This is a genomic window from Tardiphaga sp. 813_E8_N1_3, from assembly GCF_051811025.1.
Taxonomy (GTDB): Bacteria; Pseudomonadota; Alphaproteobacteria; order Rhizobiales; family Xanthobacteraceae; genus Tardiphaga.
In genome coordinates this window covers 5,314,632-5,338,513 of sequence record NZ_JBPWQE010000001.1, presented here as the reverse complement: position 1 = coordinate 5,338,513, position 23,882 = coordinate 5,314,632, and the positions used below count along the sequence as shown (strand labels likewise).

21 protein-coding genes are annotated in these 23,882 nt (G+C 62.3%); 7 read left to right on the top strand and 14 right to left on the bottom strand.

Translation table 11 applies throughout. The features are described 5' to 3' along the window. Position 1: 1 nt before the first annotated feature. From AB8A33_RS25270 to AB8A33_RS25255, 4 genes are all read right to left on the bottom strand, one after another. Entirely contained in the window at positions 2-1,180 is a 1,179-nt protein-coding gene (locus AB8A33_RS25270; protein WP_439095305.1) for a pyridoxal-phosphate-dependent aminotransferase family protein, read from the bottom strand. A gap of 86 nt (positions 1,181-1,266) precedes the next feature. Next, positions 1,267-2,118, bottom strand: a complete 852-nt coding sequence (locus AB8A33_RS25265) for an LssY C-terminal domain-containing protein (protein ID WP_439095304.1) — start codon at positions 2,116-2,118, stop codon at positions 1,267-1,269. A gap of 53 nt (positions 2,119-2,171) precedes the next feature. Further along, positions 2,172-2,897 carry a thermonuclease family protein gene (locus AB8A33_RS25260; RefSeq protein ID WP_439096054.1) on the bottom strand — a complete coding sequence of 242 codons (726 nt, stop codon included), beginning with the start codon at positions 2,895-2,897 and terminating at the stop codon, positions 2,172-2,174. 114 nt (positions 2,898-3,011) lie between these two features. Then, positions 3,012-4,748: a hypothetical protein gene (locus tag AB8A33_RS25255; RefSeq protein ID WP_439095303.1), complete on the bottom strand. Its 1,737-nt coding sequence runs from the start codon at positions 4,746-4,748 to the stop codon at positions 3,012-3,014. A gap of 350 nt (positions 4,749-5,098) precedes the next feature. On the opposite strand from AB8A33_RS25255, the gene AB8A33_RS25250 reads away from it, so the two are divergent. Then, positions 5,099-5,965 carry a caspase family protein gene (locus AB8A33_RS25250; RefSeq protein WP_089266722.1) on the top strand — a complete coding sequence of 289 codons (867 nt, stop codon included), beginning with the start codon at positions 5,099-5,101 and terminating at the stop codon, positions 5,963-5,965. Positions 5,966-5,980: 15 nt separating this feature from the next. Here the strand turns inward: AB8A33_RS25250 and AB8A33_RS25245 are convergent, their stop codons facing one another. The 5 genes from AB8A33_RS25245 to AB8A33_RS25225 all read right to left on the bottom strand — a co-directional run bounded on the left by AB8A33_RS25245 (position 5,981) and on the right by AB8A33_RS25225 (position 13,499). Continuing rightward, positions 5,981-6,886, bottom strand: coding sequence for an efflux RND transporter periplasmic adaptor subunit (locus AB8A33_RS25245; protein ID WP_439095302.1), 906 nt, complete (start codon positions 6,884-6,886; stop codon positions 5,981-5,983). A gap of 9 nt (positions 6,887-6,895) precedes the next feature. Then, positions 6,896-10,006 carry an efflux RND transporter permease subunit gene (locus AB8A33_RS25240; RefSeq protein ID WP_439095301.1) on the bottom strand — a complete coding sequence of 1,037 codons (3,111 nt, stop codon included), beginning with the start codon at positions 10,004-10,006 and terminating at the stop codon, positions 6,896-6,898. Then, positions 10,006-10,869, bottom strand: coding sequence for an efflux RND transporter periplasmic adaptor subunit (locus AB8A33_RS25235; RefSeq protein WP_439096052.1), 864 nt, complete (start codon positions 10,867-10,869; stop codon positions 10,006-10,008). The genes AB8A33_RS25240 and AB8A33_RS25235 overlap by 1 nt, the downstream gene beginning before the upstream one ends. 230 nt (positions 10,870-11,099) lie before the next feature. Then, the gene (locus AB8A33_RS25230; protein WP_439095300.1) at positions 11,100-11,756 is read right to left on the bottom strand and encodes an OmpA family protein; all 657 of its coding nucleotides are present in this window, start codon (positions 11,754-11,756) and stop codon (positions 11,100-11,102) included. Between the two features lie 234 nt (positions 11,757-11,990). Then, positions 11,991-13,499 carry a caspase family protein gene (locus AB8A33_RS25225; protein WP_439095299.1) on the bottom strand — a complete coding sequence of 503 codons (1,509 nt, stop codon included), beginning with the start codon at positions 13,497-13,499 and terminating at the stop codon, positions 11,991-11,993. Positions 13,500-13,766: 267 nt separating this feature from the next. Here AB8A33_RS25225 and AB8A33_RS25220 point away from each other — a divergent pair, with 267 nt between their 5' ends. Next, positions 13,767-14,579 carry an N-acyl homoserine lactonase family protein gene (locus AB8A33_RS25220; RefSeq protein ID WP_439095298.1) on the top strand — a complete coding sequence of 271 codons (813 nt, stop codon included), beginning with the start codon at positions 13,767-13,769 and terminating at the stop codon, positions 14,577-14,579. A 45-nt stretch (positions 14,580-14,624) separates the two neighbouring features. Here the strand turns inward: AB8A33_RS25220 and AB8A33_RS25215 are convergent, their stop codons facing one another. After that, complete coding sequence (locus AB8A33_RS25215) at positions 14,625-15,098, bottom strand: MarR family winged helix-turn-helix transcriptional regulator (RefSeq protein ID WP_439095297.1); 474 nt, start codon at positions 15,096-15,098, stop codon at positions 14,625-14,627. 144 nt (positions 15,099-15,242) lie between these two features. Between AB8A33_RS25215 and AB8A33_RS25210 the strand changes: the two genes are divergently transcribed. From AB8A33_RS25210 to hmgA, 4 genes are read left to right on the top strand one after another with little or no spacing between them, the layout of a single operon-like run. After that, the gene (locus AB8A33_RS25210; RefSeq protein ID WP_439095296.1) at positions 15,243-16,856 is read left to right on the top strand and encodes an FAD-dependent oxidoreductase; all 1,614 of its coding nucleotides are present in this window, start codon (positions 15,243-15,245) and stop codon (positions 16,854-16,856) included. Beyond that, positions 16,853-17,068 (top strand): DUF2783 domain-containing protein, encoded by a 216-nt coding sequence (locus AB8A33_RS25205; protein WP_309940827.1) that lies wholly within the window; start codon positions 16,853-16,855, stop codon positions 17,066-17,068. Before AB8A33_RS25210 ends, AB8A33_RS25205 begins: the two co-directional genes overlap by 4 nt. Positions 17,069-17,090: 22 nt before the next feature. Further along, the gene (locus tag AB8A33_RS25200) at positions 17,091-18,044 is read left to right on the top strand and encodes an MBL fold metallo-hydrolase (protein WP_439095295.1); all 954 of its coding nucleotides are present in this window, start codon (positions 17,091-17,093) and stop codon (positions 18,042-18,044) included. 2 nt (positions 18,045-18,046) lie between these two features. Continuing rightward, a complete protein-coding gene (gene hmgA, locus AB8A33_RS25195; protein WP_439095294.1) occupies positions 18,047-19,393 on the top strand; it encodes a homogentisate 1,2-dioxygenase in 1,347 nt (448 codons plus the stop codon). Here hmgA and AB8A33_RS25190 read toward each other — a convergent pair. Further along, positions 19,390-19,701, bottom strand: coding sequence for a DUF1272 domain-containing protein (locus AB8A33_RS25190; RefSeq protein ID WP_439095293.1), 312 nt, complete (start codon positions 19,699-19,701; stop codon positions 19,390-19,392). The genes hmgA and AB8A33_RS25190 overlap by 4 nt on opposite strands. Positions 19,702-19,855: 154 nt before the next feature. After that, positions 19,856-20,332: an Lrp/AsnC family transcriptional regulator gene (locus AB8A33_RS25185; protein ID WP_439095292.1), complete on the bottom strand. Its 477-nt coding sequence runs from the start codon at positions 20,330-20,332 to the stop codon at positions 19,856-19,858. A gap of 133 nt (positions 20,333-20,465) precedes the next feature. Here AB8A33_RS25185 and hppD point away from each other — a divergent pair, with 133 nt between their 5' ends. After that, positions 20,466-21,590, top strand: a complete 1,125-nt coding sequence (gene hppD / locus AB8A33_RS25180; RefSeq protein ID WP_439095291.1) for a 4-hydroxyphenylpyruvate dioxygenase — start codon at positions 20,466-20,468, stop codon at positions 21,588-21,590. Positions 21,591-21,790: 200 nt separating this feature from the next. On the opposite strand, the gene AB8A33_RS25175 is transcribed toward hppD, so the two are convergent. Both AB8A33_RS25175 and AB8A33_RS25170 read right to left on the bottom strand, forming a co-directional pair. Next, positions 21,791-22,900, bottom strand: a complete 1,110-nt coding sequence (locus AB8A33_RS25175) for a CaiB/BaiF CoA transferase family protein (RefSeq protein ID WP_439095290.1) — start codon at positions 22,898-22,900, stop codon at positions 21,791-21,793. 180 nt (positions 22,901-23,080) lie between these two features. Then, on the bottom strand, positions 23,081-23,881 hold the full coding sequence (locus AB8A33_RS25170; protein WP_439095289.1) for an FAD binding domain-containing protein: 801 nt from the start codon (positions 23,879-23,881) through the stop codon (positions 23,081-23,083). Between the last annotated feature and the right edge of the window lies 1 nt (position 23,882).

Here is a 23,882-nt window from a genome sequence, read left to right as displayed (position 1 = left end):
GTCAGGGCGCGACGCTCTCGCCGAGAAAGTTGACCGCCGCCGTGACGCCGCCCTTGCCGTGCGGAATGCCGAGCGCCTGCAGTCCCATCTCGATCACGCCGAGCGTTCCGAGGATCATGGGCGCGTTGACATGGCCCATATGGGCGATGCGGAATGCTTTTCCGTGCAGGTCGCCGATGCCGACGCCAAGAATGACGCCGCATTTATCGCGGCAGTAATCGAGCAGCGGCGTCGGGTTGTCCATTCGCACCGTCGTGACCGTGTTGCCGCGTTCTTTCGGCTCGATGATGTTGAAGCTGAGTACGCCGCCATCGGCCCATACGGCAACGGCGCGGCGCACGGCTTCCGCCAGCAATAGATGGCGCTGGAACACATTGACGAGCTTTTCGTCGAACAGCATGTCGATGGCCTGACGCTGCGCAAACATCAGGTGCACCGGCGCGGTCCCCGAATGTTTCCGGTAGTGCTCGTCGCCGTCGCGTTCGGTCCAGTCCCAATAGGGCGTGCGCAGATTGGCAGTCTTGTGCACTTCGCGCGCGCGGTCATTCGCGGCGACATAGCCAAGGCCGGGCGGTGTCATCAGGCCCTTCTGTGAGCCGGACATGGCGACATCGATCCCCCATGCATCCATCTCGAACGGCATACAGCCGAGCGATGCGACGGTGTCGACCATGAACAGCGCTGGATGGCCGGCGGCCTTGATCGCCTTGCCGATGGCTTCAATGTCGTTGAACGCGCCCGACGCCGTATCGATCTGCACTGCAAGCACAGCCTTGATCTCGTGCTTGGTGTCCTGTCGCAACGTTGCTTCAACCTCGGCAGGGCGGATGGCGCGATTCCAGTCCCCCTTCAGGCTCTGCACCTCGACGCCCATGGCGCGTGCAGCATGGCCCCAGCCGACCGCGAAACGCCCGCTTTCCAGCACCAGGATCTTGTCGCCGCGCGACAGTACATTGGTGAGCGTCGCTTCCCAGGCACCATGCCCGTTGGCGATGTACATATAGGTGTTGCCTTTGGTGGCGAACAACGTACCGATATCGCGCAGCAGCCCGAATGTAAGCTGCACCATTTCTTTGGAATAGATATCCAGCGGTGGACGATGCATCGCCCGCAATACTTCGTCTGGCATCGTGGTGGGGCCGGGGATGGCGAGAAATTCACGACCTGCACGAACGACCATTTTCAATCCTTGTTGGTATTTTCGGCCATGGTGCCATGGCGCAGCGCGAAATCAAAGCGCGTGTGAGGTGTTTTGAATTTGACTGCTTAGTGAGTCAGCGCATCACGCCCGATCACATTCGCGATGGCCTGGAAGATCTGGTCCTTGATCTCGGTCGCCGCCGGACTCGGGATCGTCTCCGGAGGGCCGTCGTGTTTGGCGCAAGCCACCACCAGTCGCAGGATCCAGACTTCGCCATCGGTGTAGTACAGGTCGCCGCCGCCATTGTGGCCGGCGACAGTTGGGCCGATTCCGGTGACCTGATATTTGGCCTCGACCATGCCGGCCTTTTCGAGGTCGCCCGCGAGCACCGCGCGCTCGGCGTCGATGTCGGCAGCGATGTGATGCGTGATCGCGCCGGTGTATTTGCTGATGCCGACGCTGCGATCGAAAGTCGCATCGCCAAGCCAGACCGGGCGATCTTCCTGCCCCTTGTCGAGGACCTTCCAGAGCCGGATGTGGTGGCGATGATCAGCGCTGTTGCCGACAGGTTTCTCGAAGGCGAGATCCTCGCGACGGCCGAGGTAAACCAGCGGGCTCACCGGTGCTTCGCGATAGGGGCGGTCGAGCAAGACGCTGCCGACAATCTCGAGGGACGAGCGCAAGGTGACGGGATCGGCGGGATACCAGCCGGCAGCATGCATCGCGCACAGCACGTCCTTCTTGTCGCCGATCAGGCCGACATTGATGGGATCACCCGGGATGCCCTGCGCGGTCATCGTCGTCATCGGCAGGCCGGCAAGGCTCTTCTGGTGCTCGTAATGAGTCCAGAGTTCCGGGAGCAACAGATAGGCGATGCCGCCATAGATGACCAAAGCGAGCAACGTCAGTCGTACCGCCCGGAATGTCCGGCTGCGACGTTGCTTCTGTGCAATTGGATCGGTCTGCTGGTCAGCCAAGGTTCCGCTCGATCGAATCTGAGCCGGGAACCTGCCACGTCAGGGCCGCCATGTCATCGTCGGGTCTCGCGGCAACCGGCGGCTTCGGCCTCTTCTTTAGAACAAAACCAGCGTGTTCCCTTAGCAATCCGCATGCTGATCTTGGCATACCAGCGGCTTTCGGGCGTGTGATAGATGCAGACACCGGCACGGTTGACGTTGCCCTTGATCCGGCAGGTCGGGGATGGCGCGACATGGCCCGATGCCGAGGCCAGCAGGATCGGCAAGGCGTCTTCGGGAGGCTTGATCGAGCCAAGAATGGTAGTTTTCTTGTTGCGTACGCGCCAGTCCCAGGGCGCAAAGAACGCGCCAGCCCAAAGTCCGGCCTTCGCCTCACGTGCGGCTTTCTCGTCGGCATCATAGGCATGCGAGAAGCGCACATAGGAGAGCGCCCAGCCGCTCTTCACCATCCATTGGCTGATGTCCTCGCCGTCCACTTCGCATTTGGCGACCGAGCGACCGAAGCGGTCGGTCCGCAGCACATGGCAGGTCCAGCTCTTGTCGCCGACATGCGCAACCAGCGCTTCATGTGCTGAGACGCCGCAAGTCCAGCGCTCGCTATCGGCATTCAGGCACAATTGGTCGAGGCCCGGCGCGTCGATCCCGGCGAGCCGGATCCGGGTCGCGCCAATGGTTATCTGGTCGCCATCGCGGATCTTCGGCACCCCGGTCACATCGGCGGCCTGTGCCAGTGCGGGAATGCAAAGCATCGTGACAAAAAGAGAGAAGGTGCGGAACATGCGCATCGAACCGTTTGATTGCAAAATCATGACGACAATCCGGAGACAGTGCGGGCATTTCGCCGCGCATGCCAGCACGGTCGCTGTTTCATACCTTCAACTTCGCGCGATGAACTATGCGGCGTGGCCGTTCATCATTCTCCGCCGCGCCAGCGCGAGCCCCATCAGCACGAAGGCTGAGGTCACCTCGGGACCGCCGACGAGAATCCGTGTCGGTGTTTTCATCTTGTTCCATTCATAGGCCTTGAACGGACCCTTGCGGCCGCCTTCGCCTGTTGCCGTGATGATGCAGCGCAGCGCAGGCGCGAAATGCGCGAGCTCGCCGTCGAGATGTCCGAGCGCGATCAGTGCGAGTGCCGCATCGAAACTATTCATCTCGCGCGCGATCAATTCGCCCTGCACATAAGCGAGAACACGCAGGCGAATGAATTCGAATGTGCCATCGGTATCGATGATCTGCTGTGTCGCGGCCGGCAGTTCACGGAAAGCCGCGTAGCAGCGGCCGAAATAGGCGCTGTAGAGCTCCGGCAGATAGTAGACGTGCGATTTCGGATTGGCGAAAGCGCCGGATGCCACGAGGCGGCGTTGGAAACCGATGATCCGCTGCAGTGTTTCCAGCCGCTTCGGCGTCTCCATGACTTTCCAGCGAATCAGATTTCGGAATGACACTTCGAGCACGTCGAGATTGAGCGTCGGATCGAGATCGTTGCCATAGGGCCGTTCGCCCGCGAGATTGTCGATCCAGGTGACGATCGCGCCGTCATAGTCGATGTGGTCGTTGAGCGGCACCGTGACCATCGGCTCGTTGCTGCCATTGCCGACCTGATAGCCGGCATAGAAGTCGAGCAAGGGCTGATCGAGGATCGGATCGGTGGAGCCGGCCTGTGTGGCGGCGGAGAACGAGCAGGCGGTGGTGTCGCAGTCGGGCACATAGATGCCGAAGCCGAGATCCTGCTTGATCTGCGCGAACAGCCGGCTGAAGCGCGGATGCGGCGGCGGTGCCAGCGCGGTGATGACGTTCACGCTCGTCCCGTCATGCGAGCGGACTTCCTCGCGGCTGGTGACCAGGCAGAACTCAACCATCGCTTCGATGGCGCGGCGTGAGGATGTCGTCTGGTCCGGCGACGGCAGTCCGGTTTCGCCGAAGCTGAGCAGCGCCTCGGTGAAGAACGCGTCGTAGTAGGCCGAGCGATGCCGGATTTGCACCGGCTCCCACATGGGTTCGGCAATTCCGGTCCATGGCGGGTTGATGAGTTTTCCGGCCGGTGAGCGTGCGATGAAGATGCGCGCGAGGGTGAACAGCAGCGTCGAATTCTTGTAGCCGCGCGAATTCAGGCCCGTCAGGGCCATCAGGAAATCGCGGCCATGCATGTCGGGATCGCCGATCAGGTTGAATGCCGCGTAGGTCGGGATGAAACCGTTACGGTCGAACGAGCGCAGCAGATGCGTGCCGCAGGCCTTGATGACATTGTCGATCTCGCCCAGTGATGGCGCCTGCGCTGAAGCCGTCACGGGCTTCGGCTCTGGATGGCTCAATGCGACCGTGTCGAGTAGCTCAGCGATGGGCTGGCCGATGGCTTCCCAATCGGGGGTCTCGTCATCGCGCGCCGCTCTCAGGGCCTGCTGTATGGCTTTAAACCGGGAGGGATCGCGCAACTCGGACAGGCCGGCGCGGCAGAGTAACGGGCGGAGCGCGGCATTGTTGAGCGCGGTTTTGTAGAACTTGACGATATGGGCGTCGCCGCCGGTGTGCTTGTGAAAAAGGGGGTCGCAGAGGTCGTAGAGCGACGGGCCGTCCTTGCTGGCTGTCAGCGCGCGGTATGCGGCGCCGGCAAAATAAGTCACACCCATGAGGTTTCTTTCAGTGCGGTCCCTGCGCACGCTTCGAAAACCGCCCGCCGCTGCTGCGGCGCAATCGCCTCCCGATACCTGCAAGCCTTTGAAAAGTTGCACGAATCGGTCGAGATTACAATTGCGTGAAGCGCAAGCCCGTTCAAGACCTTAGCCCGGTCAGTCAGTAACCCTGTCTTAAATCCCGACCTTTACCGGTTGCCCGGGTGGCCCCGGCGGGTTAACAACCAGTTTGCTGCGATGCCGCAAATTGAGCGCATTTGATATTCATTGGTTTGGCATCCCTTCAAACCTATTTCGACGTTCGCGCGACCCACGGTTGCGCGTGAACGATGAGCAGGAATGATCTTATGAACGTACGGCAGTTTCGCGTATCCCGTCGCTCGATCACTGTGGCCGCAGCTTTTGTCGGTCTGGTGTCGCTGGTGCTTGGCGCCAATGCCGCGCTGAACAAGCGCTCGCTGGAAGCCGCACAGGCCGAGACGGTGACCGGGACGATCAATCCCGTGACGAAGGCGTCGCGCATCGCGCTGGTGATCGGCAACGGTCATTACCCCGACGCTGGCGCGCCGCTGAGCCAGCCGATCAATGATGCACGCGCCATGACGAGCGCACTTCGCCGCGACGGTTTCGACGTCGATGTGGTGGAAGACGCCACCCGTGATGATATGACCCGCGCCGTCGAACGCCTGAAGGCCAAGATCAAGCCTGAAACCGTCGTGATGCTATATTTCGGTGGCTATGGCGTTCAGGTCGGCCGCCAGAGCTACATGATCCCGGTTGATGCCGCGATCTGGAAAGAGCGTGACATCCGCCGCGATGGCATGAGCGTCGAGGCCGTTCTCGATATCATGAAGGAGCAGGGTGCCCAGGCCAAACTGGTCGTGCTGGATGCGTCCCGCCGCAATCCCTATGAGCGTCGCTTCCGCGGTTACTCCCGTGGTCTCGCGCCGATCGATGTTCCTGAGAATGCGTTGATCCTGACCTCGGCGACGCCGGGCAAGGTTGCCGACGATGTGGATGGTCAGAACAGCCTGCTCGCAACCGAATTGCTGAAGAACATGAAGGCCAAGCCGGCGAGTGCCGAGTCCGTCTTCACCAACACCCGCGTTGCTGTTACCCGCGCGACCGCCGGTGAGCAGGTTCCTGCGGTGTCGTCGTCACTGGTTGAGGACATCCTGCTCGGTGACAGCGCAACGGCCAAAGCCGGCAGCTAAGCTTTCCCATCGCGTTTACTTGTTAGCGTCTGCGTTAGCCATTACCGGACGAACCGGATCGCCTTCGCGCAGCAATGCTCCCGCGCGCGCGACAATCACATCGCCGTCGTTCAAACCTTCACGCACTTCGACACGGCCGCCTGACATCAGGCCGACCTCGACGCGCCGCGTCTCGATACGCTGCCGCCGGACCACCTGCACGACGGTGCCGCCGGCACTGTAGAGAACGGCAGTCAATGGCACTGAGACGCCGCAGCTTTCGCCAGTTTTGATGATGGCACGCGCGTAGGAATTGCTCATCAGCCGCCGGGCCGAGGTGATCGAGACCACGACCTGGCCGAGCTGGCTGTTGGGCTCCACGGTGGAGGCGACGCGTTTCACTTTACCGTCCAGCTCTCCAGCGCCGATCACCTTGACCTTGACCGGCTGATCGACTTTCAGCTTCGGCAGGTCGCGCGTCGGTACCTGGCCGATGAATTCGAACTCGCTCCGCGCGATGATGTTGAAAAGAGCCTCGCCCTTGGCCGATGCAAGCGATCCGACCACGGCGGACGAGGCGCTGACCAATCCTGCGACCGTGGCCTGAACTTGAAGCGATCCGCCTTCCGGTGGCGTCAGGCGTGCGAGGATCTGGCCCGCGGTGACGTTCTCGCCGGCATCGACCATGACCTCTGCGACCTTGAGGCCCGGACGATCGGGACGGATCGAGACTTCCTCGCGCGGGATCAGGATGCCGGAGACTTCGACCGTGGCAGAGAAGCAGGACTTCGCGGCGGTCAGCACGGTCACTGCTGCACCCTTCGGAGCATCAGCAGGATCGTCGGCGGCCAGAGCCGGCTGCGTGAACACGCATAGCGACAGCGCGACCAGCAATCTGGCCCATGTGGTGGTTCGCTTGGAAGAGGCGACGGACAGGGTCATTGCATGTGCCTATTTGTGCGGGGCGGCGGGTGGCTGACCGTTTTGCGGGTCTTCCTCGCCGCTCGACGCCAGCAGCTTGCGCCCGAAGCGCCATGCCAATTGTCCGACGTCGTCCATCATCATGAACATCGCCGGCACGAACAGCAGCGACAGCGCCGTCGAGAAGATCAGCCCGCCAATGATAGCAAGCGCCATCGGCGAGCGGAACTCGCCGCCGGCGCCGAAGGCCAGTGCAGACGGCATCATGCCAGCGACCATGGCAACGGTGGTCATCACGATCGGCCGCGCGCGCTTCATGCCGGCATCGATGATCGCGACTTCTCGCGGCTTACCTTCGCGAATGGCTTCCACGGCAAATTCCACCAGCATGATGGCGTTCTTGGTGACAATGCCCATCAGCATCAGGATGCCGATCCAGACCGGTGTCGTCAGTTGCTTTCCAGTCAACAGCAGCGCCAGGATCGCGCCGCCGATGGATAGGGGCAGAGAGAACAGGATGGTGATCGGCTGCAGGAAAGTACCGAACAGCAGCACCAGCACCGCATAGACCATCATCAGGCCTGCCGAGATCGCGGTGGCGAAGCCATCCGCGAGTTCGTTCAGGCTTTCGGCGTCGCCGGACTGCTTGACGCTCACATTCTTCGGCAGGCTCTTCATGACCGGCAGTTCGTAGATCTTCTTCAGGGCATCGCCGAGTGCGGCGGTGCCCACGAGATCCGCGGCCACGGTGGCCTGACGTTCCCTGTCGTAGCGGTTGATGCTGGTCGGTCCCTGGTCGAGCTTGATGTCGGCGACCACGGATAGCGGCACGCCGCCACGTCCGCCGCCAAGTGGCACCCGCAACTGTTCGAGGATCTGGAAGTCGGCGCGCGCGGTATCTTCCAGCTGCACGCGGATCGGCACCAGGCGATCGCCGGCATCGAATTTCGCCAGAGCGGGACCAACGTCGCCGATGGTGGCGACGCGGATGGTTTCCGACAGACTCTCGGTGGAGACGCCGAGCCGTGCCGCTAGATCGGCGCGCGGCTGCACCCGCAGCTCAGGACGATCCAGCGAAGTTTCCGAGATCACGTTGGAGATCAGCGGAATGCGCTTCATCTGCGTCGCCAGTTCGCTGGCGACATTGGCGACGATATTGCTGTCGGTACCGGTCACCACCAGCGAGATGGCACGCAGTCCGTTTTCGTCGAGGAACCAGTAACGGATATCCGGAACGCTTTCGAGTTCCTTGCTGATATCGAGTTCGAGCAGGCGCTGTGTATGTGCGCTGTCGCGTTCGCTCTTTGGGGTGTAGTTGATGATCAGAGCCGCGCGCCGCACTTCATAGGTGCCGGGCGGAACGTGACCGCCATCGACGAACACGCTCTTCACCTCAGGTCGCTTGCGGAGCCGTGCGACGATGTCTTCTGTGACTTTCTCGGTGTAAGCGAGCTGCGATCCCGGTGGCAATTCCATCGCCATCAGCGAACGCGCCGTGTCCTGGGCCGGCAGGAAGCCCTGCGGCAGCAGCTGGATGCTCCAGATCGACAGTGCGAAGACGGCGAGACCGAACAGAACCGTCACGTAGTAGCGTTTCACCGACAGGGTCACGAGCTTGTTGTAAGCCTGCAGGATGCGCCCGGGCGGCGGGTCGTTGTGCTTGTGATCTTTCAGGAAGTACGCGGCCAGCACAGGCGTGACGAAGCGTGCCGCCAATAGTGAGAAGAATACCTGTACCGACACGGTGATGCCGAACTGCTTGAAGAATTGTCCGGCGATGCCGGACATGAAGCTGGCCGGGACAAAGATCGCGATAATGGTGAGGCTGATGGCGATCACGGCGAGGCCGATTTCGTCGGCCGCTTCCAGCGCGGCGCGATACGGCGATTTGCCCATCCGCATATGCCGCACGATATTTTCGATCTCGACGATGGCGTCATCGACGAGAATGCCTGTCGAGAGCGTGATGGCGAGGAAACTCACGAGGTTGAGCGAGAAGCCGAGCAGGTCCATCGCCCAGAAGGCCGGGAAGATCGACAGCGGCAGTGAGATCGCGGCGATGACCGTGGCGCGCAGATCGCGCAGGAAGAAGAACACCACGATGACAGCGAGCGCCGCACCTTCAAACAGGGTCGAGATCGCAGCTTCGTAATTGCCCTTTGTGAAGTCCACCGACGTGTCGATCAGCTTCAGGTCGACGTCGGGGTAAGAGGCTTTCAGCGCGTCGATGCGCTTCTGGACAGCCGCCGCGACCACCACGTCGCTGGCGCCCTTGGACCGCTTGATGCCCAGCGCCACCACCGGCTCGCCGTTAAAACGCGCAAAGGTGCGCCGGTCGGCGATGGTGTCGGTGACCGTGCCGAGATCTTCAAGTCGCACCTCGCCGCCGGAGGGCAGGCTGATCATGGTGCCGGCGAGTTCGTTCAGCGTCTTGGCGCCCGCCAGTGTCCGGATCGCCTGATCGTTCTTGCCAATTTCGGCACGGCCGCCGGCAAGGTCCACATTGGTGCCGCGCAGGCGTCTGGAGACATCGACGGCGGTAAGGCCTGCGGCCTGCAAGCGGTCGGGATCGAGCGAGACGAGGATTTCGCGCTCGACGCCGCCGATGCGCTCGACCTGGGCGACGTTGCGCACGCCCTGCAGCGCGCGCTTCACCACGTCGTCGACGAACCATGATAGCTGCTCCGGCGTCTTGCCCGGCGAGATCGCCGCATAGGTGACGATTGGCAGGCCGATCACGTCGACGCGCTGGATCAGCGGCTCGTTGACATTTTGCGGGAGATTGGCGCGCACGCGCGTCACAGCGTCCTTGACGTCGTTCAGCGCGCGATCGGTATTGGTTTCCAGCGCGAATTGCACGGTCGTGACGGACAGGCCGTCAGTGATCGACGACGAGATGTGCCGTACGCCTTCGACGCCGGAGACGCCGTCTTCGATGGTCTTTGTGACCTGCGCTTCAAGTTCCGCGGGCGCCGCGCCGAATTGCGAGACGGCGACCGAGATCACCGGAATGTCTGCGCTCGGTAGCCGCGTGATCGCCAGCTTGGTGAAGCTGATCCAGCCGAGCACCAGAAGAATGATCGAGAAGACGATGGACGGAAGCGGATGGCGGATCGACCATGCCGAGATATTCATTGCCATTAACGCACCCGCGATCGATCAAGGTCATCGACGAACATGGTCTGGACCTTGTCGCCGTCATGAAGTGATGTGCCGGCGTCGGCAACGACGATGTCGCCCACCTCGACGCCTTCGAGAATTTCCGTCGACGTGTCAGACACCAGCCCCACCTTCACGCGGCGGGTTTCAATGGTGTTGCCCTTCACCACTTGCACGGTGAAGTGCTCGATCGCCGAGCGCGGGATCGCGACGCCGCAGCTTCGCTTGGCGTCGATGCTGGCGCGGGCGAAGACACCCACTTTGATGGACGGATTGGCGGCCAGTGACAGCCGGACATGGCCGAGCTGTGTCACGCGGTCGATCTGTGGCGATACCAGCCGCACCTTGCCGAAAATATCGGGCTGATCGTCGCGGCTGATCCGCGCCGTGACGCCGGGGTTGAGCTTGAGGATGTGGATGCTCGGCACTTCCGCATCGAGCTCGAGTTCGTTGTTGATGGCGATCCTGAACATCGGCCCGGCCTGCGGCGAGGCCGGTGCGCCGACGATGGTGTTCACGGAGGTAATCAGACCTGCCGCGGGGGCGCGCAGCGTCACCGGATTCGGGCGTGCATTACCTGCTGTCGGCGGGGGTATCAGCCGAGCCAGTTCCTGGTTCTCGGTGACCGTGTCGCCTTCGCGGACCAGCACTTCGGAGACCTTTGAACCTTCGGTCTCTACGCCGACCACGGCCTCGCGGCGCGGAACCACGAAGCCGGTTACCCGCACGAGATCGGAGAAGCAGGCATTGGTGGCCTTGGCGACGATCACCATGGCGCCATTCGGCGAGGCGGAGCTGGCGGGTGCGGGTTCAGCGGCGAAGCCGATAGAGGTGGTTGCGACCATGGTGGCCGCCAGCGACAGACATGCGAGAGACGGGGAGAAGCAGGCAAAAGCCTTCATTGCGAGATCGATCCACTTGGTATTACGGAGCACCAGGGGCATTCGATCGGTGCGGCGGCAGGTCGGGGCAATCTATACAGGATATCCGCGATCACCACAGCAAACAGCGTCCCGCGTGGCGCGGAACGCAGTGGTGCGGCAATCCGCAGCAAGCTCGGAGGTACCACCGAGCTCTATTGGGATGCGGTGGTCTTGTTCGCCATGTTCACCACCTGAACGCGGCGGTTGGACGGATCGGTCGGCGCAACGCCGGCCTTCGGCTTGCCCTTGCCATAACCGACGGTGACGAGGTCGGCGCCGGCGATGCCGTATTTGTCCGTCAGATAGCGCTTGATGGCATCAGCGCGGCGCTCGGAGAGATCCTGGTTGTATTCTTCGCCGCCGACGGCGTCGGTATGGCCGGCGACCACGAAGGTCGCGCCCTTGAGGTCTTCGCTGCTCAGCGCTTTGCCAAGGGCCTGCACCGAGGACAGCGACTTCTTGCTGATATTCGCCGAGTTATAGTCGAAGGTAATTTCCAGATCGATCGCCGGCTTGGTCTGGGCGACGGCGGCGATCTGCTCGCGCTCGCCGATCGACAGCGACCGCGTGCTGCGATTGCGAAGGGAGTCGACGAACTTGCCTTCGGCGGCATTGACGGCCGGCTCGGCCGGCGGCGTCATCGACAGACCGCGGGTCAGAGGCTTCTTCGGTGCCAATGCGCGCAGGATCTGATCGGAGGTCACTTCCTCAGCCGCCGCGGCAATGCCTGCGGTCAGCGACAGGGCGACGCTGATCATGGCGATCGTGCGAAGGGCCTTGAAGCTAGGGCGTGCGGATGTGTTCGACATGGGTGCATCCTTCATTTAGTCGCGCGAAACGCGCTTGAATCAAATCCAACAAAATCTGGTGCCGGATCGCTTCAGGATGGCTTCCGGCTTGCCATCAATAGTGTCCGCTCGCGCGCCGGAGGTTCAAACCGGGCGTGCGGATTTCCTGCGATTTTCCTGCGATTTCTTGCGGCTTTCCTGCGAAATTCCGGTGACCTCTGGGGATCACCGGAGGCAGTGCTATCGCACGCCGTGCTATCGGACGCCGTAGCCGGCAAATTCCTTGACGATGTCCGGGTCCATGGCCTTGGCATTGGTGATGTCGAGATCGCCTTCAGCGGTCTGGCCAAGGCGATGTTTGGCCAGGCCGCGGCCATAGAGCGATGAGGTCAGCTGCGGATTGATCTTCAGCGCAGCGTCGAAATCCGCAATCGCATTCTTGCTCTGGCCGTTCTTGAGATTGACCAGGCCGCGGCTGTCCAGCGCATCGACGAAATTCGGGCGCAGGCGCAGGGCCTCGTTGCAGTCCTTGAGCGCGGCGGCGAGGTCGCCGGTCACGGTGCGTGCCCAGCAACGGTTGTTGTAGGCCTCGACATCCTTGGGATTCAGTTTGATCGTGGCGTCGAAATCCTTGATCGCCGCGGAATAGGCGCCTTTGCTGGCATAGACTTGGCCACGGCGATACAGCGCGCCGGCGTCTTCCGGATTATCGGTCAGCTTGACGTTCAGCGATTTGACGGTCGGATCCTCCGCCAGCGCCAGCAGGATCTTGTTTTCGTCACGGGGCACTTCGGCGGCGACGGCGGGGGCAGGAGTCGGTGCCGCGGCCGGCGCAGGCGCTGCTGCTGGAGCGGCCGGCGTGGATGTAGCAGGTGCAGGTGAAGGTGCAGGAGCCGCAGGTGCGGCGACGACTTCCGGCTTGGCCACAGCAGAGGGGCGTGGCGTCGCAGCCGGCGCCGGATCGGCCGGTTTGGCTTCCGCCACAGGCGCTGATGCCGGGCGCGTTCCCGCTATGAAAGAGAAGTCTTCTGCCAGCGACGAGGAAATCCACGGCACCTGTTCGCTGCGCGACGCGCGGGTGACGTTGACGCGGGTCCGGTTCAGCGTCTGCTCGGCGGTGAGATCTGGAACCCGGATTTCCTTCAGCAATTCGCTGACAAACAACCCGTGATCACCGCCGCCATCGCTGACCACGGAGCTAAGTGCAGCCGAATACATCACAAGCGTGCCGCTCGGTGCGATCACCGGAGCGAGTCCGGCGGAGAAGCTGCGGAACCGGCGTTCGAACGGATTGCGGCGAGATGCGTCCAAAAGCGCAATCTTGACGCCGGCGCCGCGGCCATTGATCTCGCCCAGCACGGTCTCGAGGCTGAAGCCGTCGCGGCGCACGTCGGGCTCGGTCCAGATCTGGGCATCGACCGGGATCATGTAGCTCTGCCGCGCCGACTGGATGCCGAAGCCGCTGAAGAATACCAGGGCTACCGAGCCGGGCTTCACCTTGCCGTAGAATTTGTCGAGCGCCCGGCGCATGCCATCACCGCCGAGGTTTTCGCCGGTATCGACCTCAAATCCGTCGCGCTTCAATTCGGCGGCGACGTCGCGGGCGTCGTTGATAGGCTCCTTGAGTGGAGCCTCGGCGTCCGGATATTTCGCATTGCCGATCACCAGTGCGATCCGGTGGGTCCGATCTTCCGCGGCGGAGGCCTGCCAGATGGGCGTGGCGGCAAACGTCAGGAGAGCGATCAGAGCAATGCGCATTTTCATAATGAAACCAGTCCAGACTTGAGGGCGCTGTCCAAGCTGAGGCTTGCGCCGCAGCGACACTAATCCACGCCATTCGCATTATCAAACCGGCGTGATCGCGGCTGTCAACGTGCGGCGTGGGCAGCAGCTATCGCGTCAATTCATCACGCGTCTGGCGTTGTCGCTGCAGTCCCGGTTCCCGGTCATTCCGGTGGCTGGAACGGTTTGACCTTTTCCGGTGGCGATGGCTTGTTGCGCACAACAACGACCAGGAACGGGACGGGACGAATGAGCGCGACTTACGAAATCTATGCGATCCGCTATGCCACGATGACGCCGCGGACGCCGCAGATGAATTATCTCGCCCCCGATCCCCATGAGACTGCAGCGGCCGATCTCGATTATTTCGTCTGGCTGATCCGCGGCGGTGGCCGCGACATCCTTGTCGATACCGGCTTCAACGAAGCCGCTTCGAAGGAGCGCAGCCGTAAGCTCACGATCAATCCCATCGACGCGCTGGCCGATTTCGGCGTGCGCGCGGCAGACATCCGCGACGTCATCGTCACGCATTTGCATTACGACCATGCCGGCAATCTCGATCGTCTCCCCAATGCCCGGTTCCATCTGCAGGACCGCGAGATGAGCTACGCGACGGGCCGCTGCATGTGCAACGGGCTACTGCGGCATCCGTTCTCGGCGGAGGACGTCACGCTGATGGTGCGACACGTGTTCAATGAACGCGTCACGTTCCATAATGGCGATGGCGAGGTTGCGCCGGGCGTCACACTGCACCGCGTTGGTGGCCATTCCGATGGTCTGCAGATCGTGCGCGTGCAAACCGCGCGCGGCCCGGTGGTGCTCGCCTCGGACGCCTCGCATTATTACGGTAATATGCAGCGCCGCAGCCCGTTTCCGATCGTCTACAATATCGGCGACATGTGCGACGGCTGGACCACCTGCGAGCGCCTTGCCGGCCACCCTGATCGTATTATTCCCGGCCATGATCCGCTGGTGCGCGAGCTCTATCCGCGTGTTGAGGGCAGCAAGGCCGATGCCTATGCGCTGCATGTGGCGCCCTCGCGCTCTTTCGTAACAGGTTAGCTTCTGACCTCTCCCCGCACGCGGGGCGAGGGAAGAACGCGCGCCTTAGTAGGCGCCAGCTTTTTGCCCATGCCGTGTCTGTACGAGCTCAAGGCTACGCTCGATCTTGCCGAGTGTGGCGGCGAAATCCTTGCGCTCTTGCGCCGTCAGGCATGACAGGATGTCGCGTTCCTTGTGCAGCAGGCGCGGGATCAGCTCTTCATAGAGCGCGATGCCTTTCGCGGAGAGACGCAGTTCGAAGGCGCGGCGATCATCTTCGTTCTCGACGCGCTCGATGAGTTCGCGTTCCAGCAGGGCGGTGACCGCGCGGCTGATGGTGGATTTATGCGTGCGTGTGCATTGCGAAATGAACTGCGCGCTGCAGGCGTCGTCGCGAAAGCCCAGCGTGGCGATGACGCGCCATTCCGGAATGTCGAGCCCATAGCGTACCTGATATTCGTCGGACAATGCGGCGCTGACCTCCGCGGCCAGCCGGTTCAGCCGGAACGGAACGAACTGAAACAGGTCGAATTTTGCCACGGAGCCACCGATTCTGCTGTTGACGCCGCCACGGGTCCGGCGTTTAGATGGTTGCAAATGAGACTATCTTAGAGGGAGTGCGGTCCGTTGGCCAGACCAGCGTTGATCCGAAAATGCATCCAGTTGCAGGGCAGGGGTTGAGCCATGGCGCAGCATGTCCGCCAGTTTGCCTATCGCCGCCATGCCGATCAGGCACGCCCTGCTGTTGATGCAGCGCGTCATCCCGTAGTGATTGTGGGCGCTGGCCCTGTCGGCCTGTCACTGGCCATCGATCTGGCGCAGCGCGGCCAGCGCGTGGTGCTGGTCGACGACGCCGATCGGATCGGCGATGGCTCGCGAGCCATCTGTTTCTCCAAACGCTCGCTCGAATATTGGGACCGTCTCGGTGCCGCCGATCGCATGATCGACAAGGGCGTGGTGTGGAAGGTCGGCAAGATCTTTCTCGGACCGGACATGCTCTACCAGTTCGATCTGCTGCCCGAGACCGGCCACAAGATGCCCGCCTTCATCAACCTGCAGCAATATTACGCTGAATCCTTTCTGGTTGATCGCGTGCACCAGTTGCCGGAGATCGATCTGCGCTGGCGCAACAAGGTCATCGCGCTGGCTCAGCACAACGATCACGCCGAACTCACCGTCGAGACGCCCGACGGGCCTTACACGCTACGCGCGGATTACGTCGTCGCATGCGATGGCGCACGCTCCGGCCTGCGTGGCATGGTCGGCGCGGATTTTTCTGGCGAGGTGTTCGAGGATCAGTTCCTGATCGCCGACGTCAAGATGACCGCGGAATTCCCAACCGAGCGCTGGTTCTGGTTCGATCCACCGTTCCATTCGGGCCAGTCCGCACTGCTGCATCGTCAGCCCGATGATGTCTGGCGTATTGATCTGCAGCTCGGACCGGACGCAGACCCCACCGAGGAGCGGCGGCCGGAGAAAGTACGTCCGCGCATCGCGCGCATGCTCGGCCACGACGATTTCGATTTCGAGTGGATCTCGGTCTACAAATTCCAGTGCCGCCGCATGCAGCGCTTCCTGCATGAGCGCGTGATCTTCGCCGGCGACGCCGCGCATCAGGTGTCGCCCTTCGGCGCGCGTGGTGCCAATTCCGGCCTTGAAGATGCCGAGAACATCGCATGGAAACTGGCACTGGTGCTGGCGGGCGATGCGCCGACGTCGCTGCTGGCGAGCTATGACGCCGAGCGTGGTCCGGCCGCGGACGAGAACATCCGTGCCTCGACCCATGCGACGGATTTCATCGCGCCGCATTCGAAGCAGGAACAGCGCATGCGGCAAGCCGTGCTGTCCCTCGCCAAAGAAGCTGATTTCGCCAAGCGGATGATCAATGGCGGGCGGCTGTCCGTGCCGTCGGTCTATCAGACGCCGCTTTCGACCGCCGATAGCGATGACTGGTCGGTCGGTCCGCAGCCGGGCGCGCATATGCCGGATGTGCCGCTTGTCAGCGATGACGGCGCACATGTGTTTCTCTCGGAATGTTTCGCCGGAGCCGGCCGCGGCTTTACCGTGTTGCAGTCGGATGGTCAGGCGATCGAACTGCCCGAGGGCGTGGCGCGTCTGGTCGTCGGCGATGATGCGGCGCTGCGCGACGAGACCGGGTTGTTCAAGGCGCGCTACGGTGCCGATCCAGGAAACGCCTATCTGCTGCGCCCCGATGGCTATATCGCCGCGCGTTTCCGGCATCCAACACCGCAGGTGATCAAGGCTGCGGTCGCGCGTGCCTGCGGGAGGCCGTCATGACGGCGCTGTCGACGACGTCCAATTTCGCCAGTCCCGACGACGCCTATCGTGCGATTGTCGAGGCGCATCGCGGATTGACCGACGATCAAAGCGCGGCGCTCGATACGGCGCTGGTGCTGATCCTCGCCAATCATATCGGCGATGCCGCTGTGCTCGGTGACGCGATTGCGCTGGCGAAGCGGCGGCTGCCTGTCGCCACACGAACTGAATGACAAGAATCAAAGGAAGAATTTGATGACCAAAGGTTTCGCATCCACCACCGACATGACCGAGAAGAAGGTCACCTTCTCGGAGATCGGTCCCGATCTCTATGCCTTCACGGCCGAGGGCGATCCGAACTCGGCGGTCATCGTCGGCGATGACGGTTGCATCGTGTTCGACGCGCAGGCGACACCGGCGATGGCCAACAAGGTGATCGAGCGCGTGCGAACGGTCACCGACAAGCCGATCAAATATGTCGTGCTGTCGCATTACCACGCGGTGCGTGTGCTTGGTGCGTCCGCCTACAAGGCGCAGGGCGTGGTCGCGTCGCAGGAAACCTATCGGCTGGTGGGAGAGCGCGGCCAGCAGGACTGGGATTCCGAGTTCGGGCGTTTCCCGCGTCTGTTCCAGGATGCCGAGAGCATTCCCGGCTTGACCTGGCCAACGCTGACCTTCGAGGGCGAGATGTCGATCTTCCTCGGCAAGCGCGAAGTGCGCCTGATGCAGCTTGGTGCCGGTCATACGTCCGGCGATATCGTCGCCTGGGTGCCCGATGCCGAAGTCATGTTCTCCGGCGATCTGATCGAATATCACTCGGCCTGTTATTGCGGCGATGCGCTGTTGCGCGAATGGCCGTCGACGCTCAACGAGATCCGGGCCTTCAACCCGAAAGCCATTGCGCCCGGTCGAGGCGATGCGCTGAAGGGGCTGGAGACGACCCGCGAGGCAATTGCGATGACGCGTGACTTCGTAATGTCGCTCTACGGCGCGGCGGAGCTGTCAGTCGCCAAGGGGCGCAGCCTGAAGGAGACCATGGCGGCGACCCGTGACGTCATGGACAAGAAGTTTTCGAGCTTTGCGATCTATGAGCACTGCCTGCCGTTCAATGTGTCGCGTGCCTTCGATGAAGCCTCGGGGATCGACGATCCCGTAATCTGGACCGATAAGCGCGACCGCGAAATGTGGGCCGCTTTGCAGGGAGGATGAAGATGAACATCAATACCCATCCCGATCTGATCAGCCGTGCGACGTCCAACGTCACACCGGGCTACATGTCCGGCTTCGGCAATTCATTCGAGACCGAAGCGCTACCCGGTGCGCTGCCTATCGGCCGTAACTCGCCGCAGCGCTGCGCTTACGGACTCTATGCGGAGCAACTGTCCGGCTCGCCCTTCACGGCGCCACGCGGCACCAATGAGCGGTCCTGGCTCTATCGCATCCGCCCGTCGGTGAAGCATTCCGGGCGGTTCGAGAAGGCAGATAGCAAGCTGTGGCGCACCGCGCCGTGCCACGAGAACGATCTGCCGATCGCTCAATTGCGCTGGGATCCTGCGCCGATTCCGAAGGAGGACATGACCTTCCTGCAGGGCGTGCAGACCATGACCACGGCGGGCGATGCCGGCACCCAGGCCGGCATGGCGGCGCATGTCTATCTGATCACGAAGTCGATGGTGGATCAGCATTTCTACAATGCCGATGGCGAGCTGATGTTCGTGCTGCAGCAGGGCAACTTGTTGTTCGTCACCGAATTCGGCCGCATCGATGCTGAGCCAGGCGAGATCGTGGTGATCCCGCGCGGCGTCAAGTTCCGCGTCGAACTCACGGGCGCCGCCGCGCGCGGCTATCTCTGCGAGAACTATGGCGGCGCTTTCACGCTGCCCGAGCGCGGACCGATCGGTGCCAATTGTCTTGCCAATGCGCGCGACTTCCTCACGCCCGTGGCCGCCTATGAAGACAAGGACACGCTGACCGAACTCTATGTGAAATGGGGTGGCTCGCTGTTCAAGACGGTGCTGTCGCATTCGCCGATCGATGTCGTCGCCTGGCACGGCAACTATGCGCCGTATAAATACGATCTGCGCACCTTCTCGCCGGTGGGCGCCATCGGCTTCGATCATCCGGATCCGTCGATCTTCACGGTGCTGACCTCACCCTCGGAAACTGCGGGCACCGCGAATATCGATTTCGTGATCTTTCCGGAGCGTTGGGCGGTGGCGGAAAACACGTTCCGGCCGCCGTGGTATCACATGAACATCATGTCGGAATTCATGGGTCTCATTTACGGCGTCTATGATGCCAAGCCGCAGGGCTTCACGCCGGGCGGCATCAGCCTGCACAACATGATGCTGCCACACGGTCCGGATCGCGAGGCTTTCGATCACGCCAGCAATGGCGAGCTCAAGCCCGTGAAGCTCACCGGCACCATGGCCTTCATGTTCGAGACCCGCTACCCGCAGTGCGTGACGGAACACGCTGCGACGACGGCAACGTTGCAGAGCGATTATGCGGATTGCTGGAAGGGCCTGGAGAAGCGCTTCGATCCGAACAAGCGCTAGCGATTCTCCGGCGGAATATCCTTGATACGCGCCGACTGCTCGGCGATGTCTTCGAGGCTGCGGGAGAGATGCACGCGCTTGTCCGACGGCGGGCGCTTGGCAACGGAAAGTCCCGGCCGCCATTCGGTGGCCGGCCGGATCGGACGCGGGGCGAAACCGCCGCCGCAGTTCGGGCACACGTTGAAGAGCTTGGTCTCCACGCAATCCGCGCAGAATGTACATTCAAAGGTGCAGATGAATGCATCGTGTGCCGCGGGCGGCAGGTCCTTGTCGCAATATTCGCAGTTTGGCCGCAGCGCCAGTGCCATGGTTCACTCCCCGATCTATTCGTTGCGTCGATCTTGGCAGAACGCCGGTGGTTCGGAAACTGCCAGAAGACGAGACGCCGGGAGATGGATGCCTACGATGCTGCATCCGGGCGCGGGATGTTGAGCCGCTGCGCCCAGGCGATGCCCTTTGCGCTCAGGCGAGCGCCGATTTCAGCGGCAGCCGCGATGTTTCCTTCAACCGATCCAGCACGATCGACGAACGCACATGTGCGACGCTCTGATGCGGCATCAGCACGTTGTTCACGAGATCGGACAGTCCCTTCAGGTCGCGTAGCACGGCCTTCAACACATAGTCGGCGTCGCCGGTCAGCGAGTAAGCCTCCTGCACCTCGTCAACCCGCTGCACCAGCGTGCGGAACTTCTTGGCATTGTCCGGCGAGTGGGTGGCCAGTTGTACCTGAATGAAGGCGATCACGTTGAAGCCGAGCGCGTCCGATGACAGGTCGGCGTGATAGCCGGAGATCACTTTCTCCTCTTCGAGCCGCATCCGGCGCCGGGAGCATTGCGAGGCAGACAGGCCGACGGCATCGGCGAGCTGCTGATTGGTCAGCCGGCCGTCATCCTGCAAGGCGGCCAGCATCTTGAGATCGAAGGCATCTATCGGGATCATGCGTAAATTGTCCATTTGATGCACGAGTCGTGCGTGATCATGGCATATCCCTAGCCGGTTTGCATGCACCTTGCATCGGAAACGACCGACACTCCAGCCAAGCGATAATGCAAATCAGCTTCGGGAGATCACCATGGGTCCGTTTCCGCACGACGCGCCGGCCGCCACCATCTCGGCACATAATCCGATGGGCACCGACGGCTTTGAATTCGTTGAATACGCGCATCCGAGGCCCGAAGAACTCGACGCCCTGTTCAGGCTGATGGGCTACGTGCCCGTCGCGAAGCACAAGACCAGGAAGATCACGGTCTATCGTCAGGGCGACATCAACTATCTCGTCAACGAAGAGCCCGGAACTCACGGCTTCAATTTCGTCGCCGCGCACGGCCCCTGCGCGCCGTCGATGGCGTTCCGAGTCGTCGATGCGCAGGCGGCCTATGACCGCGCGATCTTGCTCGGAGCCGAGCCGGCGGATGCGATCGCAGCGCAGAAGACGCTCGACGTGCCCGCTATCAAGGGCATCGGCGGCAGCCTGTTGTATTTCGTCGATCGCTATGGCGCCAAGGGCTCGGCCTATGACCATGAATTCGAATGGCTGGGCGCGAAGAACCCGCGGCCCGAAGGCGCCGGCCTGTTCTATCTCGATCACCTCACCCACAACGTCCATCGCGGTCGCATGGATGTCTGGACCGGCTTCTACGAGAAGCTGTTCAATTTCCGCCAGATCCGCTTCTTCGACATCGAGGGCCGCGCCTCGGGCCTGTTCTCGCGTGCGCTGACGAGCCCTGACGGCAAGATCCGGATTCCGATCAACGAGGATGCCGGCGATGCCGGCCAGATCGAGGAATATCTCAACACCTATCACGGCGAGGGCATCCAGCACATCGCCTGCGGCGTGACGGATATCTACACGACCATCGAGAAGCTGCGCGCCGATGGCCTGCCCTTCATGCCGGCGCCACCTGTGACCTATTTCGAGAAGATCGATGCGCGGCTGCCCAGGCATGGCGAGGATGTTTCGCGCCTGCAGAAGAACGGCATCCTGATCGACGGCGAGGGTGTGGTCGAGGGCGGCGAGACCAAGGTTCTGCTGCAGATATTTTCGGCCAATGCGATCGGGCCGATCTTCTTCGAGTTCATCCAGCGCAAGGGCGACGACGGATTCGGCGAGGGCAATTTCAAGGCGCTGTTCGAGTCGATCGAGGAAGATCAGATCAGGCGCGGTGTGCTGCACGTGGCGGACAAGACCGCAGCGTAGTCTTCTCCCTCCCCCAAGCGCGGCATAGCCGCGCGCAGTGGGGAGGGTGGATGGCCGTAGGCCAGCCGGGTGGGGCTGCCCCACACTCGGCCGGTGCTTGTGGCACCCCACCCGTCACGTTTGCTCGCTGCGCTCGCAACGCGCCACCCTCCCCACTGCACGCAGCTTCGCTGCGCTTGAGGGAGGGGAAGCAAGAGAGCCTAGGCTCTCTGCCACTCCTTCACCGCATCACCCAGCGCCACCTTCACTGCCGGCCGTGCCGCCGATGGCGTACGCGAAAACCGCGGTGCGGGTGCCGGTTGTGTCGCGCCCTCATGCTGGATGAACACTTCGCGTGCCACCATATGCGGATGCTTTGTTGCTTCCGACATGGTCAACACAGGCGCGAAGCACACATCGGTACCTTCCATGATCTTCGACCACTCGTCGCGGCTTTTGGTCTTGAACACGGCAGTGAGCTTGTCCTTCACCGCGGCCCAGTTTGTCGGGTCCATGTGATTGTCGTAGCAAGCCTCCGAAAGCCCGGCGAGTTCGCGCAGCTCGGCATAGAATTGCGGCTCGATCGATCCGATCGAGATGAAGCTGCCGCAGCTGCATTCGTAGACGCCGTAGAAATGCGCGCCGCCATCGAGCATGTTGCTCTCGCGGGTTTCCTTCCAGCGACCGGCCGCGGTCATGTCGAAGAACATGGTGATCAAGGATGCCGCGCCGTCGCACATGGCCGCGTCCACCACCTGGCCCTGGCCGGAGCGGCTGGCTTCCAGCATGGCGGCGAGCATGCCCATGACGAGATACATCGAGCCGCCGCCGAAATCACCAACGAGATTGAGCGGCGGCACGGGTTTGTCGGCGCCGCCGATGGCAGCCAACGCGCCAGTGATGGAGATGTAGTTGATGTCGTGGCCGGCGGCCTGCGCCAGCGGGCCATGCTGGCCCCAGCCGGTCATACGGCCATAGACCAGCTTCTTGTTGCGGCCGAGGACGACCTCCGGCCCGAGGCCGAGACGTTCCATCACGCCGGGGCGATAGCCTTCCACCAGCGCATCGGCGCTATCCAGCAGCGACAGCACCTGTGCGATGGCAGCCTTGTCCTTGAGGTCGACCTCGATGACCTTGCGGCCGCGTGACGCAGCGCCCTTCGGCATCTGCTTCGGCCGCACCAGCGTAATCACTTCGGCGCCCATGTCCGCCAGCAGCATGCACGCGAACGGGCCGGGGCCAATGCCGGCGAATTCGACGATGCGTGTGCCCTTCAGCGGGCCGGTGGCTTTGGTCTGTGATCGCGACGACGCGATGGTGGTGTCCTGCACTTGTGTTTCCCATGCTTGATATTGGTCGTCGATGGCGACGGACCGATTTGCCGGAAACTGTCTATGCTGGAGATGACGAGGGCAAGAAGCTTTTGGCCGCAATCGTGCATGCGGCTATGCTGCGGCACTGCACAAAAATGTGCGCGATTTCTCGCGCACATTTTGCCGTTCGATGGAATGTCAGCCCGCCGCTTCCACCGCTCGCTGTGCCATCACCTTGATGAGATTGGCGCGATATTCCGCCGAGCCATGGATGTCACCCATCAACCCGTCGGCTGAGATCTTCACGCTATCCAGCGCTCCCGCCGACCAGTTCGCCTTCAGTGCCGCTTCGATCGCCGGCACGCGCATCACACCGCTCTGCGATGCGCCGGTGGCAGCGACGCGGACTTCGCCGGACTTTGTCTGTGCGACGAACACCGCGGTGAGTGCGAAACGCGACGCCGGGTGGCGCATCTTGGCGTAGCCGGCCTTGGCCGGGATGGGGAACGACACGGATGTGATGATCTCGTCCTCTTCCAGCGCCGTCGAGAACAAGCCCTGGAAGAAATCCTCGCCTTTGATCTCGCGTTTGTTGGTCTTGATGGTGGCATTCAGCGCCAGTACGGCCGCCGGATAGTCAGCGGCGGGATCGTTGTTGGCGATGGAGCCGCCGATAGTGCCGCGATAGCGTACGGCGGGGTCGCCGAGCACCGACGTCAGATGCACGATCGCCGGGATCGCCTTCTTCGCGGCGGCACTCTGCGTGATGTCGTAATAGGTCGTCGCCGCCTTGATGATCAGCGCGTCGGATGTTGCCTCGACACCGATCAAGTCCTTGATCTTGGCGAGGTCGATGACATCCGAGGGTGCCGCAAGACGCTGCTTCATCACGGGGATCAGCGTATGGCCGCCGGCGAGATATTTCGCCTCGGGATGTTTAGCGAACAGGGCCGCTGCTTCGTCGATGCTGGCGGGGCGGTGATAAGTGGTCTCGTACATC

Coding starts and splice junctions, on each gene's coding strand:
- AB8A33_RS25270 (WP_439095305.1), bottom strand. CDS start 1,180: ATGGTCGTTCGTGCAGGTCGTGAATTTCTCGCCATCCCCGGCCCCACC.
- AB8A33_RS25260 (WP_439096054.1), bottom strand. CDS start 2,897: ATGTTCCGCACCTTCTCTCTTTTTGTCACGATGCTTTGCATTCCCGCA.
- AB8A33_RS25255 (WP_439095303.1), bottom strand. CDS start 4,748: ATGGGTGTGACTTATTTTGCCGGCGCCGCATACCGCGCGCTGACAGCC.
- AB8A33_RS25250 (WP_089266722.1), top strand. CDS start 5,099: ATGAACGTACGGCAGTTTCGCGTATCCCGTCGCTCGATCACTGTGGCC.
- AB8A33_RS25245 (WP_439095302.1), bottom strand. CDS start 6,886: ATGACCCTGTCCGTCGCCTCTTCCAAGCGAACCACCACATGGGCCAGA.
- AB8A33_RS25240 (WP_439095301.1), bottom strand. CDS start 10,006: ATGGCAATGAATATCTCGGCATGGTCGATCCGCCATCCGCTTCCGTCC.
- AB8A33_RS25235 (WP_439096052.1), bottom strand. CDS start 10,869: ATGGTCGCAACCACCTCTATCGGCTTCGCCGCTGAACCCGCACCCGCC.
- AB8A33_RS25230 (WP_439095300.1), bottom strand. CDS start 11,756: ATGTCGAACACATCCGCACGCCCTAGCTTCAAGGCCCTTCGCACGATC.
- AB8A33_RS25225 (WP_439095299.1), bottom strand. CDS start 13,499: ATGAAAATGCGCATTGCTCTGATCGCTCTCCTGACGTTTGCCGCCACG.
- AB8A33_RS25220 (WP_439095298.1), top strand. CDS start 13,767: ATGAGCGCGACTTACGAAATCTATGCGATCCGCTATGCCACGATGACG.
- AB8A33_RS25210 (WP_439095296.1), top strand. CDS start 15,243: ATGGCGCAGCATGTCCGCCAGTTTGCCTATCGCCGCCATGCCGATCAG.
- AB8A33_RS25205 (WP_309940827.1), top strand. CDS start 16,853: ATGACGGCGCTGTCGACGACGTCCAATTTCGCCAGTCCCGACGACGCC.
- AB8A33_RS25200 (WP_439095295.1), top strand. CDS start 17,091: ATGACCAAAGGTTTCGCATCCACCACCGACATGACCGAGAAGAAGGTC.
- hmgA (WP_439095294.1), top strand. CDS start 18,047: ATGAACATCAATACCCATCCCGATCTGATCAGCCGTGCGACGTCCAAC.
- AB8A33_RS25190 (WP_439095293.1), bottom strand. CDS start 19,701: ATGGCACTGGCGCTGCGGCCAAACTGCGAATATTGCGACAAGGACCTG.
- AB8A33_RS25185 (WP_439095292.1), bottom strand. CDS start 20,332: ATGATCCCGATAGATGCCTTCGATCTCAAGATGCTGGCCGCCTTGCAG.
- hppD (WP_439095291.1), top strand. CDS start 20,466: ATGGGTCCGTTTCCGCACGACGCGCCGGCCGCCACCATCTCGGCACAT.
- AB8A33_RS25170 (WP_439095289.1), bottom strand. CDS start 23,881: ATGTACGAGACCACTTATCACCGCCCCGCCAGCATCGACGAAGCAGCG.